The 14,105-nt window shown below is 68.3% G+C and carries 11 protein-coding genes; 7 read left to right on the top strand and 4 right to left on the bottom strand.

Annotated features, from left to right (window positions below; translation table 11 throughout):
* Positions 1-7 precede the first annotated feature (7 nt).
* The 7 genes from QM732_RS24995 to infA all read left to right on the top strand — a co-directional run bounded on the left by QM732_RS24995 (position 8) and on the right by infA (position 9,115).
* Complete coding sequence (locus QM732_RS24995) at positions 8-2,128, top strand: TonB-dependent receptor family protein (protein WP_415658790.1); 2,121 nt, start codon at positions 8-10, stop codon at positions 2,126-2,128.
* An 11-nt stretch (positions 2,129-2,139) separates the two neighbouring features.
* On the top strand, positions 2,140-3,081 hold the full coding sequence (locus QM732_RS24990) for a beta-propeller fold lactonase family protein (RefSeq protein WP_415658789.1): 942 nt from the start codon (positions 2,140-2,142) through the stop codon (positions 3,079-3,081).
* 130 nt (positions 3,082-3,211) lie between these two features.
* Positions 3,212-5,713: a TonB-dependent receptor gene (locus QM732_RS24985; protein WP_415658788.1), complete on the top strand. Its 2,502-nt coding sequence runs from the start codon at positions 3,212-3,214 to the stop codon at positions 5,711-5,713.
* 261 nt (positions 5,714-5,974) lie between these two features.
* Complete coding sequence (locus QM732_RS24980; RefSeq protein ID WP_415658787.1) at positions 5,975-7,111, top strand: porin; 1,137 nt, start codon at positions 5,975-5,977, stop codon at positions 7,109-7,111.
* 465 nt (positions 7,112-7,576) lie between these two features.
* Positions 7,577-8,248 (top strand): PAQR family membrane homeostasis protein TrhA, encoded by a 672-nt coding sequence (gene trhA, locus QM732_RS24975; protein WP_415658786.1) that lies wholly within the window; start codon positions 7,577-7,579, stop codon positions 8,246-8,248.
* A 312-nt stretch (positions 8,249-8,560) separates the two neighbouring features.
* On the top strand, positions 8,561-8,779 hold the full coding sequence (locus QM732_RS24970; protein ID WP_415658785.1) for a hypothetical protein: 219 nt from the start codon (positions 8,561-8,563) through the stop codon (positions 8,777-8,779).
* Positions 8,780-8,866: 87 nt separating this feature from the next.
* Positions 8,867-9,115: a translation initiation factor IF-1 gene (gene infA / locus QM732_RS24965; protein WP_415658784.1), complete on the top strand. Its 249-nt coding sequence runs from the start codon at positions 8,867-8,869 to the stop codon at positions 9,113-9,115.
* 19 nt (positions 9,116-9,134) lie between these two features.
* Here infA and QM732_RS24960 read toward each other — a convergent pair whose 3' ends face one another.
* The 4 genes from QM732_RS24960 to dmeF form a co-directional block, all read right to left on the bottom strand.
* On the bottom strand, positions 9,135-10,781 hold the full coding sequence (locus QM732_RS24960) for an acyl-CoA synthetase (RefSeq protein WP_415658783.1): 1,647 nt from the start codon (positions 10,779-10,781) through the stop codon (positions 9,135-9,137).
* A gap of 76 nt (positions 10,782-10,857) precedes the next feature.
* Entirely contained in the window at positions 10,858-11,967 is a 1,110-nt protein-coding gene (locus QM732_RS24955; protein ID WP_415658782.1) for a threonine aldolase family protein, read from the bottom strand.
* A 160-nt stretch (positions 11,968-12,127) separates the two neighbouring features.
* On the bottom strand, positions 12,128-12,916 hold the full coding sequence (locus QM732_RS24950; RefSeq protein WP_415658781.1) for a fibro-slime domain-containing protein: 789 nt from the start codon (positions 12,914-12,916) through the stop codon (positions 12,128-12,130).
* Positions 12,917-13,095: 179 nt separating this feature from the next.
* Positions 13,096-14,049 carry a CDF family Co(II)/Ni(II) efflux transporter DmeF gene (gene dmeF, locus QM732_RS24945; protein WP_415658780.1) on the bottom strand — a complete coding sequence of 318 codons (954 nt, stop codon included), beginning with the start codon at positions 14,047-14,049 and terminating at the stop codon, positions 13,096-13,098.
* Positions 14,050-14,105 lie beyond the last annotated feature (56 nt).

The following is a 14,105-nucleotide window of genomic DNA, read 5'->3' as shown; positions in this document are numbered from 1 at the left end:
ACCTTTCATGAGACAGCAGTTCGCGCCCGTGGCGCGACGGACGGCCCTCGCACTGGCGACAGCCGGCGCCGCAGCGGCCCACGCCGACCCCGCCCCCGTCAAGCTGGAGCCCGTCGTCGTCACCGCAACGCGCACCGAGGCGGCCCCCTTCGACCTACCCGCATCCATCGACCGCATATCCGGCGACGAGCTGCGCGCCGGCCGTGCCCAGGTCAACATCTCCGAGGGGCTGGGCGGCGTGCCGGGGCTGCTCGCGCGCGACCGCCAGAACTACGCACAGGATGTACAGATCTCCGTGCGTGGCTTCGGCGCGCGCGCCAGCTTCGGCATCCGCGGCGTGCGCGTCTACGTGGACGACATCCCTGCCACGCTGCCCGATGGCCAGGGCCAGATCACCAACGTCGAGATCGGCACCGTAGGCCGCGTGGAGGTATTGCGCGGGCCGTTCTCTGCGCTGTACGGCAACTCGTCTGGCGGCGTCATCAGCATCTACTCCGAAGCCCCAGTCGGCCCACCGAAGCTGGACGCCAGCGCCGCCTTCGGCAGCGATGGCCTGCGCCGCCTGGCCGCCTCCAGCAGCGGCAAGACCGGCGGCTTCGCCTACACGCTGGGTGCCAGCCGTTTCGAGACCGACGGCTACCGCCAGCACAGCCAGACCGAACGCCGCCTGGGCAACGCGAAGCTGAGCTGGAAACTTGGCGGCGACACGCAACTGACCCTGGTGGCCAACAGCGTCGAGCTGCCCGAGGCCCAGGACCCGCTGGGCCTGACACGTGCGCAATGGCAGGCCGCTCCGCGCGGCGTGGACCCCGCGGCGATCAGCTTCGACACCCGCAAGACCATGCAGCAGACCCAAGGCGGGCTGGTGCTGGAGCACGGCATCGACGAGGCCAATAGCCTGCGCGTCATGGTCTACCAGGGCCACCGCACGACGACACAGTTTCAGGCCATCCCGGTCGCAACCCAGGCCAGCGCACTGCATCCCGGTGGCGTCATCGATCTATCCCGCGACTACGAGGGTGCCGACATCCGCTGGCGCTGGAAGAGCACCACCGCCAATGTCGTCGCCGGCATCGCGGCCGACGAGCTTCGCGAACACCGGTTGGGCTACCAGAACTTCATCGGCACGACACTGGGCGTGCAGGGAGCCTTGCGCCGCGACGAGACCAATCGCGTCAGCAACGCCGACCCCTACATTCAGGCCCAGTGGCAGCCCGCGCCCGCCTGGCTGGTAAGCGCCGGCATGCGCCGCAGCAAGGTGGACTTCCGCTCCACCGACGCCTACATCACCCGGACCAACCCCGACGACAGCGGCAGCGCAAGCTACTCGGCCACGCTGCCGGTGTTCGGCCTGAGCTACGCGGTGGACGAGCACCTGCGCGCCTACATCACCGCAGGCCGCGGATTCGAGACGCCCACCCTGAACGAGCTGGCCTACCGCGCCAGCGGCGCCACCGGGCTGAACTTTGCGCTGCAGGCTTCGCTCAGCCGCAGCGTCGAGATGGGTCTCAAGGCCAGGCCGCGGGACGGCATCGAGTTCGCGTTGGCGCTGTTCCAGACCGGCACGACGAACGAGATCGTCACGCAGACCAACGTGGGCGGTCGCGCCACCTACCAGAACGCCGGCGCCACGCGCCGCCGCGGCCTGGAAGCGTCGGGCTCATGGCAGATCGCGCCCACGCTGCAGGCGCAGCTCGCCGCGACCTGGCTGGACGCGCGCTATCGCGACGGCTTTCTGACCTGCACCGCCACGCCCTGCGCCGCCGCCTCCAGCCCTGTCGCCGCCGACAACCACATTCCCGGTATAGCGAAGACTTCGCTGTACGGGGCACTGTCCTGGCAGCCGGCTGGCGGTTGGCGCCTCGGGGTCGAGGGCCGCGCGCTCAGCAAGGTCTGGGTCAACGACCTGAACACCGACGCGGCGCCGGGCTACGCCACGCTGGCGGCGTACGCCAGCTACCAGCTCAGTCTGGGCGCCTGGGACGTCGGCGCACTGCTGCGCTTGGACAACCTGGCCAACCGCCGCTACGCCGGCTCCGTCATTGTCAACGACGGCAACGGCCGCTTCTTCGAGCCCGCACCCGGCCACGGCTGGCTGGCCAGCGCCAACGCCAGCTACCGCTTCTGAGGACCATCACCATGCACCGACTGCTGCCCTCGCTCACCCTCCTCGCCGCTGCCATTGCCTCGGCTCATGCCGGACCGTTGGCCTATGTCTCCAACGAGGGCTCGGGCACGCTGAGCGTCATCGACACGGAAACCGACGCCGTGCTCTATGAGCTGCCCGCTGGCGCCAAGCCGCGCGGCGCGGTGGTCAGTCCCGATGGCCGCCGCGCCTATGTCAGCGACCAGCCCGGCAACCGCCTCGTCGTCATCGACCTCGCCGCGCGGCGCCAGGCCGGCGAGATCCCGCTGGGCGAATCGCCGGAGGGGCTGGGCCAATCACCCGACGGACGCTGGGTGACTGCAGCCGTCGAAGAGGCCAACGAAGTGGTCTTCGTCGACACACGCACGATGAGCAAGAGCTTCGCAGTCAAGGTGCGCGGCAAGAATCCCGAGCACGCCGTGTTCAGCCCCGATGGGCGCTGGGTGCTGGTCAGTGCCGAGGAGGGCAGCGCGGTGGATGTAATCGACGTCGAGAAGCGCAGCCAAGTCGCGCAGATCCCGGTGGGCACGCGGCCGCGCGGCATCGGCTTCTCGCCGGATGGCAGCCGCGCATTCGTCGCGGCCGAGATGTCCAGCGAGATCTACGTCATCAACACGCAGACCTTCACGGTGTCCAACAAGCTCAAGGCCGGCGCCAAGAGCAACGGCATCAGCGTGCATCCGGATGGCCGGCGCGTCTTCATCTCCAACGGCGGCGACGCCAGCGTGTCAGTACTGGACGTGGAACGCATGGCCCTCGTGGCCACCATCCCCGTGGGCCAGCGCCCCTGGAACATGGCCCTCACGCCCGACGGCCGCAAGCTCTACGTAGCCTGCGGCCGCTCGGGCGCGGTGTCGGTCATCGACACCGAGACACAGCAGCGTGTGGCCGACGTGACCGTGGGCAAGCTCCCCTGGGGGGTGGTGATCCGCTGAGTGCTCCAGCGTGGCGCATGACGCGGTAGTTCCTCGGGGGCCGTGACGGGAAATCTTCCCGAGCCCCAAAACCGCTCGCTCCGAAGAATCACTTGCAGCACCGCATCGATTCTTAAAAACGGAGACAACCATGTACCAGCCCAACCCACGCCCGCACCGGCTCGCACTCGCAGCAGCTCTCGTGCTGGCGGCAACTGCCGCACAGTCGCAAGTGCAACAGCTCACACGCGTCGAGGTTGTCGGCGTCTCGCCCATCCCCGGGGTGGATGTACCGCGCGACGCCATCCCCGCCAACGTGCAGACATCACGCGCCGCCGATCTGGAGCGCAGCCAGGCTCTAGACCTGAGCGCCTTCATGAACCGGCGCCTGGGCAGCGTCCATCTCAATGAGGTACAGGGCAACCCCCTGCAGCCAGACGTCAGTTTCCGCGGCTACACCGCCTCGCCGCTGCTGGGTACCCAGCAGGGCCTGTCGCTGTACATGGACGGTGTGCGCTTGAACCAGCCCTTTGGCGACGTGGTGAGCTGGGACCTGATACCCAAGGCCGCCATCGCGTCCATCGTGCTCAACCCCGGCTCCAATCCGCTGTTCGGCCTCAACACGCTGGGCGGTGCGCTGGCGGTGCAGACCAAGGACGGCCTGAAGCAGACCGGCACGTCGCTGCAGGCGACGGCCGGCTCGCACGGTCGCGCTGCCGTCGAGTTCGAGCATGGCGGCAGCACGGCCGAAGGCCTGCACTGGTACGCCACCGGCAACCGCTTCCACGAGAACGGCTGGCGCGTCGACTCGCCGTCCGACGTATCGCAACTGTTCGCCAAGCTTGGCCGCCGCAGCAGCGACGGCGATGTCTCGCTGACCGCCGCACTCGCCGATACGAAGCTGCACGGAAACGGCCTGCAAGAGCAACGCTTCCTGGAGCGTGACCGCGCAAGCGTCTACACCAAACCCGACATCACGAAAAACCGCTCTGCCTTCCTCAACTTCGCGCTGTCGCATGCGCTCAGCTCCCAGTGGACGCTCAGCGGCAACGCCTACGCGCGCCACATCCGTACCCGCACATACAACGGTGACCTCAACGACGACGCGCTGGACCAGTCCCTCTACCAGCCCAGCGCCGCCGAGCGCGCTGCGCTGACTGCCGCCGGCTACAGCGGCTTCCCCACCGCCGGTGAAAGCGCAGACAACACGGCGTTCCCGAAATGGCGCTGCATCGCCCAGGCCCTGCTGCGCGATGAACCGGGCGAGAAGTGCAACGGCGTCATCAACCAGACCCGCACCCACCAGAGCCACTACGGCGTCACCGCCCAGCTCGGCTACGACGGCCCGCTGTTCGGTCTGCCAGCCAAGTCCCTCATCGGGGCCGCGGCCGACTTCAGCCGCAGCCACTTCCTGCAAGGCTCCGAACTGGGCTACCTGAACGCCGACCGCAGCATCACCGGCGTCGGCGCCTTCGGCGACGGCGTGACGGGTGGCGATGTGGACGGTGCCCCCTACGACACGCGCGTGGACCTCAGTGGCCGCACGCGTAACCTCAGTCTGTTCGCCAGCACGGTTCTCAACGTCGCCGACGGCGCCCACGTGACGCTGTCCGGCCGCTACAACCACGGCACGGTGCGCAACCGCGACGCCATCACACCTGGCGCCGGCCCCGGATCGCTGGACGGCGACCACCGCTTCAGCCGCCTCAACCCGGCCATCGGCCTGACCTTTTCGCCAGTGGCCGGCATCAACGCCTGGGCCGGCGTGAACCAGGGCAGCCGCGACCCCTCCGCCATCGAGCTTGGCTGCGCTGACCCCGCCAACCCCTGCAAGCTGCCCAACGCCTTTGCCGGCGACCCGCCGCTAAAGCAAGTCGTCACCACGACGATGGAAGCGGGCGTGCGCAGCGCCAGCGGCGCGCCGCTGGCCTGGAGCCTGGGCGTCTTCCGCTCCGACAACCGCGACGACCTGCTCTTCGTTGCCGACAACGCGGCCGGTTTCGGCTATTTCAAGAACTTCGGCAAGACGCGTCGCCAGGGCGTGGAACTGGGCGTGAGCGGCCAGCCCGCCAAGGGGTTGACGGCCGGCGCCAACCTGACGCTGCTGGACGCCACCTATCGCACGGCCGAGATCGTCAACGGCTCATCCAGTAGCGCCAACGACGCGGCGCTGGCCGGCCAGCGCGGCGTGGACGGCAACCTGCAGATCAGCCCCGGCGACCGCATCCCCCTGCTGCCGCGTCGCATGCTCAAGCTCTACGCTGACCTCGACCTGGCCGACGCCTGGTCTCTGGGCGCCGACGCCGTGGCCGTCGGTGGCGCGCTGGCGCGCGGCAACGAGAACGGCCAGCACCGGCCCGACGGCATCTACTACCTCGGCCCCGGCCGCAGCGCCGGCTACGCCGTGCTCAACGTCAACGCGGCGTGGCGGCCGACCAGGGGGTTGAAACTGTTCGCACAGGTCAACAACTTGCTGGACCGCAGCTACGCCACCGCCGCCCAACTGGGCCCGACGGGCTTCGACGATGCCGGCAACTTCCAGAGCCGGCCCTTCCCGGCCAATGCCAGCGGCGACCGGCCACTGCGCCACGCCACCTTCTTCGCACCGGGCGCGCCGCGCAGCGTGTCGGTGGGCTTGAAGTACAGCTTCTGACTCCCCCGGTGTTGCGCCTGGGTTAGCCCTGGGGCGCTGCTGCGCGCTGCCACAGCCGCGCTTCAGCGCGGCGCACCGCGGCACGCGGGCCATGCAACGGCCGGCGTCCGGCAAGACCCGTAGCGGCGTGTCACCACGGCACGCACGGGTGTCACGCCTGCGCCGCCCCGCAGCGGCCGCGCGGCGCTGCCGCTCCAGGTCGGTACTGGCACAGCCCTTGCGCGAGGGGCTGCGGCCACATCACACACTGGAGACAACACCATGCACACCCCTCAACGCCACTCGCTGTTCATCGCCGCCGCACTCGCCGCCGGCAGCGTCCACGCCGCCGACTTCAAGGCCGGTGAATGGGACATCGGCCTCAGCGGCATCGTCAACGCCTACTACACCCACACCAGCTGCAGCGGCTCCCAGGCCGTCGGCGGCCTGGCCCTCGCCAGCCAAGCACTGGGTTGCGGCGGAACCACGGGCCGCACCGTCATCGGCAACGGCCTGCTGCCCAACGCCCTCACCACCACGGCAAAGACGCGCCAGGAGGGTTTCGACATCGGCGCCACGCTGATGATCGGCGCCGCCGTCGCGTCCGGCGACGCCATCTCCAACAACAGCAACGTCGACGTGCGCCAGGGCTTCTTCACTTTCGGCAATGCCGACATGGGCACCCTCAAGCTGGGCCGTGACTACGGCCTCTTCGGTGCCCCCGCCATCCTGGGCGACATGACGCTGATTGGCGCAGGCGCCCCCGTCAGCGCCACGCAGCGCAACCGCGTCACGCTGGGTCACATTGGCTCCGGCTACACCTATCTGGGCACCTACGGTCAGCTTGCCTACAGCCTGCCCACCAGCGGCGGCTTCAGCGCCACGGTAGCGCTGATGAGCCCGGTGGACGCCAGCGGCACCAACTTCACCGGTCGAAGCTCGCCCCAGCTGCAGGCCCAGGCCTCGGTTGCCTTCAACGGCGGCAAGGTGTGGCTGGGCCTGAAGAGCCAGAAGTTCGAGGGCCCCGCCAACTCAGGCTTCACGATGAACGGCGTTGAGGTCGGCGGCAGCGTCACGGCCGGCGCATTGGGATTTGCGGCCAATGTGCAGAGCGGCAAGGGCCTGGGCGTGCTGTCCGACGGCGACAGCGGCGACCGCAAGCAGACCAACCTGCTGCTGCAAGCCACCTGGCAGGCCACGGCCAAGACCAAACTGGGGCTGAACTGGGGCGAGAGCCGGCTGAAGGACGGTGCGGCCAACGACCTGCGCAGCAACACCAACGTGACGGCCGGGCTGTACTACGGGCTGACCAAGAGCATCACGCTGGTGGGAGAGCTGAGCCGGACGACGTCCAAACCGGTCGCGGGCGAACAGGCCAGGATGAACGGCGTGGCGCTGGGGGGGATCGTGTTCTTCTGACAGACAGCGCACAGGAGCGGGGCGGCAGCGTGCTGCCTTCGCCAGACCCACCGCCTCGTTCCCAAGGCCACCAACACCCGGTCGAGCTCACCGCGATGAAATTGAGAAGGGCGGCTGCGCCGCCTGCAACAGCCGGCATCACTTGCTGACAAGCCGGCATGCGGAAAATGGAATCTTGCAGAGCCGAAGAACCCATGCGTCAGCGCCACCCGCTGCGACCGGTAGCGGCCCCGGCGAGCGCGGCGCTCGCGAGCCCGTTGGGTTCGATCCACTCTTGGATCATTTCCACGGGGCCGCATGCGCCTCAGACAACCCAAGGATCGTTTGCCGCTGATCTGATACCCATCAAGAACTGCTGCGACAGGTCAAGCTTGCTGTGCCAGCGGGTCCGACAGCAGGGCCAACGGATCGGCTGCGCCCGGCGAAACTGGCATGCTTGTGCTTTCCCACGCAGCATTCGTCGCCATGCCACGCGCCCGTCCCCCCGCCGACCGCCCCCAGACCCTGGGTGAAGAAATCGCCAACGCCGTCAGCCACGGCCTGGGCGCACTGCTGGCCGTGGCGGCCCTGCCCATCCTGGTGATCCAGGCCATGAACCATGGCCGCGTGGCGGACGTGGCCGCCGCGGCCATCTTCGCGGCAACCGCGATCCTGCTGTACGGCATCTCGGCGCTGTACCACGCGCTGCCGGCCTCGCTGGCCAACGGCCGCGTGAAGGCCTGGCTGATGCGGCTGGATCACGCCGCCATCTACGTCTTCATCGCCGGCAGCTACACGCCGTTCACGCTGGGCGTGCTGCACACGGGGCCGGGCGTGACGCTGCTGGTCGCCGTCTGGGCCGCGGCGGCGTTCGGCGTGACGATCAAGCTGCTGAACCGGTTGCGCCACCCCATCGTGTCGACACTGCTTTACCTGGCCATGGGCTGGGTAGTGGTATTCGCCATCGGGCCCCTGGTGGAACGCATGCCCGCGGCCGGGCTGGCACTGCTGGTTGCGGGCGGCCTGAGCTACACGCTGGGCGCGGTAGTCTTCCTGCTGGACAACAAGCTTCGCTACGCCCACTTCGTCTGGCATCTGTTCGTGCTGGGCGGCAGTGTGTGCCACTTCTTCGCGGCGCTCTGGTACGCCTACGGCTGAATGCCCTCGCTGCGGGGGCCTAGAGACCTGCCAGCAAGGGGGGGTTGACACGGCTGGTAGACTAGCCCCCATAGATTCGCGCAAGACCGTTTCCTCAAGGTCTTATCTGCAGCCCCGCTGGCCACCCCCTGGCCCCTTCTCGCGAGCGGCTCGCTTCAGCCAACTCCCGGTGAGTGTTCTTGAGTGTTTCTGTCCCCGCACGGCGTGAGCCGGTGGAGGGTTCGCTGCACGCGCTAAGCGTGCCCTGGGCGCCCTGCGCCCCAACGGCTGCAGCCGGCAAAGACCGGCGCCGCAGACAACAAGAAAAACAACATGAAGAAGAAAAAGAACTTCGAGGTGGGACGCTTCCTGGTCTCGCCCATGACCCAGCCGCGCGATGGCGGTGGTTTCGATGCCCTGGTGTCGATCCGCTCCGGTCGCGGCATGGCGAGCGTGGATCGCGTCATGCGTTTCACGCCGCAGTTCCTCAGCCCGCAGGCGGCCTTGCGCTATGCCCGGGCGGAAGGCCTTGCCTGGGCGCGCTGCCATTGAGCTGCGCGCACTGTCCAGGGCCGTAAATCACGCCGGCAGGGCCTCGTGCCCGGCCACTCGCCTAATCTTTGCAACGGAGTCCCACACTTGGCCAAGGAAGAACTGATCGAAATGCAGGGCGTCGTGGACGAAATCCTGCCCGACTCGCGTTTCCGCGTGACGCTGACGAACGGCCACAAGGTCATCGCCTACACCGGCGGCAAGATGCGCAAGCATCACATCCGCATCCTGGCCGGCGACAACGTGTCGCTGGAGATGTCGCCCTACGACCTGAGCAAGGGCCGCATCACCTTCCGCCACCTGGGCGGCCCCCGCCCCGCTCCCGCGGGCCGCTGAGCCCCAGGGGCCGGCGCCATCACTCGATGGCGCTGGCCGACTTGGCGCGCTCGCGCAGCACGAACTTCTGGATCTTGCCCGTCGAGGTCTTGGGCAGTTCGGCGAACACCACGCGCTTCGGGCACTTGAAGCGCGCGAGCTGGCTGCGGCAGAACTCGATGATCTCGGCCTCGCTCGCGCTGGCGCCGGGCTTGAGCTCGACGTAGGCGCAGGGCACCTCGCCCCATTTCCCATCCGGCAACGCCACCACCGAGGCCAGCATCACGGCCGGGTGGCGGTGCAGCACGTCCTCCACCTCGACGGAGCTGATGTTCTCGCCGCCGGAAATGATGACGTCCTTGCTGCGGTCCTTGATCTTGATGTAGCCGTCGTGCTGCACCACGGCAAGGTCACCGGTGTGGAACCAGCCACCGGCGAATGCCTCCTCGGTGGCCAGCGAATTCTTCAGGTATCCCTTCATGACCACGTTGCCGCGGAAGCAGATCTCGCCCATGGTCTCGCCATCAGCGGGCACGGGCTGCAAGGTGTCGGGGTCCAGTACCGTGACGGCCTCCTGCAGGGGGTAACTGACACCCTGGCGGCCGTTGAGCCGTGCGCGCTCGGCAGGAGGGAGGCTGGTCCAATGCTCCTGCTGCACGCATACCGCCGCGGGGCCGTAAACCTCCGTGAGGCCGTAGACATGCGTGATGGCAAGGCCCGCGGCCTCGCAGCCCTCGATGACGGCGGCCGGCGGCGGAGCGCCGGCGATCAGCCCGCGCACGACACGGTTGAGCGAGCCGCGCACCTCAGCCGGCGCATTGATGAGCATGCCGTAGACGATGGGCGCGCCGCACAGGTGCGTGACGCCGTGCTCGTGGATGAGCTGCCACACCTGCGCCGCGTCAACGCGGCGCAGGCACACACTGGTGCCGCCCACCAAGGCCATGGTCCACGGAAAGCACCAGCCGTTGCAGTGGAACATGGGCAGCGTCCACAGGTAGACCGGATGGTCGGGCAATTGCCAGGCGATGACGTTGTTGGCGGCGTTCAGGTAGGCGCCGCGGTGGTGGGTGACCACCCCCTTGGGGTTGCCCGTGGTGCCCGAGGTGTAGTTCAGCGCGATGGCGTCCCATTCGTCGGCCGGCAGCTGCCAGGGAGCCCCCGGGTCGCCCTCGGCCAGCAGTTCCTCATACGTCAGCGCGCCCAGGCGCGGCGCCTCGGGCGCGCCGCTGTCCAGCACGTCGATGACCAGCGGCCGGTGACGCGGCTCCACCGCCTGCAGCGCGCGGCCAACAACGGTGGCGAACTCGGGATCCACCAGCAACACACGGGCCTCGCCATGCTCCAGCATGAAGGCGATGGCCTCCGCATCCAGCCGCGTGTTCAGCGTGTTCAGCACGCCGCCGGCCATGGGCACGCCGTAGTGCGCCTCGAACATGGCAGGTGTATTTGGCAGCATGGCGGCCACCGTCACTCCGGGCCCGACACCGTGGCGGGCCAGCGCGCTGGCCAGGCGGCGACAGCGAGCCTCTGTCTCGCGCCAGGTCTGGCGCAGCTCACCGTGGATGAGCGCGACACGCTCCGGGAAGACCGCCGCGGCACGGCCGAGGAAGCTCAGCGGCGACAGCGGCACATGGTTGGCGGCGTTCTTGTCGAGGCCGATCTGGTAGGGGCTGGTGCGGGTCATGGGTGTTCCTGGACTGCAAACGACTGCAACCAGCTTAGATCCACGGGCTTACGCGGAAGCTGACAAGCCGCCGCGTTCAGCGCCGCGCCAACGCCACGGCAGCCCGCCAGACGGCCAGCGCATCGGCGTCGACCCAGTCCCGGGCTGCATCGCCAATGACGATCTCCACCATCGCGCCACCGTCCAGCAGGTGCGATGCGACGGCCCTCGCGCCGAGCCAGAAGCCATCGCGGCGCGCCGTCTCCAGCATCGCCTCGCGCAGCGCTGCCGGATCAGCCGGCAGGTGCAGCTGGAATGAATTGACCTGCGGCACCTCTGGCGAGACGCGCCAGCCAGGCTCTGCGGCGAGCCGGGCAGCCAGCGCCTGGGCGCGCTCGCGGTTGGCCGCCATCTCCGGCAACCGGCGGCGCAAGCCGTCGCGGGCAGACAGTACGAAGGGATGCAGCGTGAACACATTGCCGGCCAGCCGCGTCTTCCACGGTGCTAGGTCGTCGATCATGGCCTGTGGCCCCGCGAGCATGCTGCCCGCCAGGCCGCCCAGGCCCTTGTAGAAGGACACGTAGACCGAGTCCGCCAGCGCAGCGATGTCAGCCAGCGTGCGTCCGAAGTGCGGAGCAGACTCCCACAGTCGCGCGCCGTCGATGTGCAGCTTCACGCCGTTGCCACGGCACCAGGCGCCGATGGCGGCGAGCTCATCCCACGCTGGCAGCCGAAAGCCGCCACGGCGCAGCGGCAGCTCGACCACGACCACCGCGGGCCTCTCGGGCAGAGCCACGAGGTCGGCGACCGTGAACGGTGCGTCCACCGCGCCGACCGGCAGGCCGCGCAGGCCCATCAGCGCCTCCAGTGCACCGGCCTCGTCAATGGCGATGTGGCTTTGCGGATGCAGGGCCACGGTGCCGGCGCTGCCGTTGCCGCACCACACGCGCAGCGCGGCGAGCTGAGCCGCCACGCCCTTGTGGAAGAAGCTCGCGGCGGGCTTGCCCAGCAGCGCGGCAACATCAGCCTCCAGCGCCTGCAGCACCGCTCCGTCGCCGTAGACGTCCGGCGGCTGCGCGGCCTCGGGCAGTGCGGCCAGCGCGAGCAGGGACTCGCGCATGGAGCGCGCCGGCCGATGGCCGCTGAGCCAGCGGCTGCAGCCATTGCGCAGCTCGATCTCGGCGTGGGAGGGCTTGATGGCAGGCATGTCAGAGACTCAAGACATGAGCGGGGCGGGCACCGGGCCAGCAGGCACAGCTCACCCCGCTGCGGGTGGGGTAACTCATGCATCGCAGCAGTGCGACCTCGATGGTGGCGCAAAAGACAGACGGCCACCCAAAGGTGGCCGTCTTGCTGGGCGAAAAATCTCAGGCGCGGCGGCGGCGCGCGAAGCCGGCTGCAAGCAGCGCGCCGGCCGCCAAGGCCAGCGACGCGGGCTCCGGCACCGTATTGGGATCGATGGAAGCGAGTTTCAGCGACGTCGTCATCGTGAAATTGGAACCGGTGGTGTGGCGCTCGGCCTGGAACACGTCCAGCGTGTAGTTGCCGCCGTCGGTGAGGCCCAGCGTCGCGGCCATGGCGTTCAGGTCAACACTGCCGCCGATCGCGCCATGCACGCCGCCAAGGTCGATAGCGAGGATGCCGTTGATGAACACCCACACGTCGTCATCGCCGCTGAAGGCGAAGGTGTCGTTGTTGGAGGCCTTATAGGTAAACGCGGTGTGGAACTCGGTCGTGAAGCCGAAGTTGTGTCCGCCGTAGTTGTCCTGGCCCAGCAGCTGCCCGTCGATGGGGAAGAAGGCGTTGCTGCTGAACTGGTAGGTGGTCGGCGTGATCTGGTCCAGCGTGATGGTGATGCTGCCAGTACGGTTGACGGTCGGGTCGTCGTGATACCACTGATAGAACGACGCGGCGCTACTCACGCTCGGATGATTGCTCGACAGCACCGGCTTGCCGTCAGGCCCCAGCGTACTCTGGACGATGCCTTGAGCCGACGACAGCGAGTTCTCGAAATCGACATGGCCGGCGACACCGTTGTAGGTGCTGCCCCAGGCGTTGAAGTCCCGGATCGTGCCCGTCAACGTGATGGGCGCGGCCTGCAGTGCCAGCGGCAGGGCCGCTACGGCGGCGGTGATGAGGGAGAGCAACTTGGACATGTTGATCGCAGAAGTCAGAGATGCATGGCGAGACGCAAAACCGATGCCATGATCATCTTCTCTTTTTAAATCAACAACTTGCGATCCACAATTCACCCGCTGCGTGCCTAGGTGTCAAGCCCTCCGACAGCTGCCGCGCCTAGAGCTACCCGTCCAAGCCCGTTCAGCCGGCCAGGCGCTCAGGCCGTTGCGCACCGATTGATCTCGACGGTCACGTGCACGATCTCCTCGTGCACGGCCAGCCACTCGCGCACCTGGCCTGGCGTGAGATGGGCGTCGTGGGTGACCACGCTCAGCGCACAGGCGTAGGTGGCACGACCCACGCGCCAGACGTGCAGGTCGGCGATCAACGCCTCGCCCGCCGCGCCGCGCTCGGCGACGACCTCGCGGATTTCGTCGACGACGGGGTGGTCCATCTCGCGGTCCAGCAGCACCTTGGCCGTCTCGGCGATCAAGCCCTTGGCCCAGACGGCCACGACGACGGCGCCGACGATGCCCATGACCGGGTCCAGCCAGGCCCAGCCCAACCACCAGCCACCCGCCAGCGCGGCGATGGCGGCCACCGATGTGGCGGCGTCGGCGATGACGTGCAGGTAGGCCGACTTCAGATTGAGGTCGTGATGATGGCCATGGTCGTGTCCATGTCCATGGTGGTGGCCGTGATCATGGTCATGGTGATGGGCGTTACCGAGGATGAACGCGCAGCCCAGGTTGACGAGCAGGCCCAGCACCGCGATGGCCATGGCCTCGGGGTAGTGGATGGGCTCGGGCCGGAACAGGCGCTCGACCGAGCCGTACACCATCAGCGCGACGACCACGAGCAGGAACACCGCGCTCGCGAAGCCGCCAAGCACCTCGATCTTCCAGGTGCCGAAGGCGTAGCGCGGGTCACGCGCATGGCGGCGTGCCGCAGCATAGGCAAAGGCACTCAGGCCGATGGCGACGGCATGGCTGCTCATGTGCAGGCCGTCGGCCAGCAGCGCCATGGAGTTGTAGAACCAGCCCGCGACGATCTCGACCAGCATCATCGCGGCGGTGATCCACATCACCGCCCTCGTGCTGCGCTCGCCGGCCACGTTGCCGGTATCGAAGACATGGTCATGCCGCCATTCGGCGAGGTCGTGGGTATGCATGACCGGCATTCTGCGCCGGCCGACCTGTCCGGGGCCAATGGCCCATCCCGATGGGC

The organism is Roseateles sp. (assembly GCF_047654805.1).
Classification (GTDB): Bacteria; Pseudomonadota; Gammaproteobacteria; order Burkholderiales; family Burkholderiaceae_C; genus Pelomonas.
This window is presented reverse-complemented; position numbering and strand designations above follow the sequence as displayed.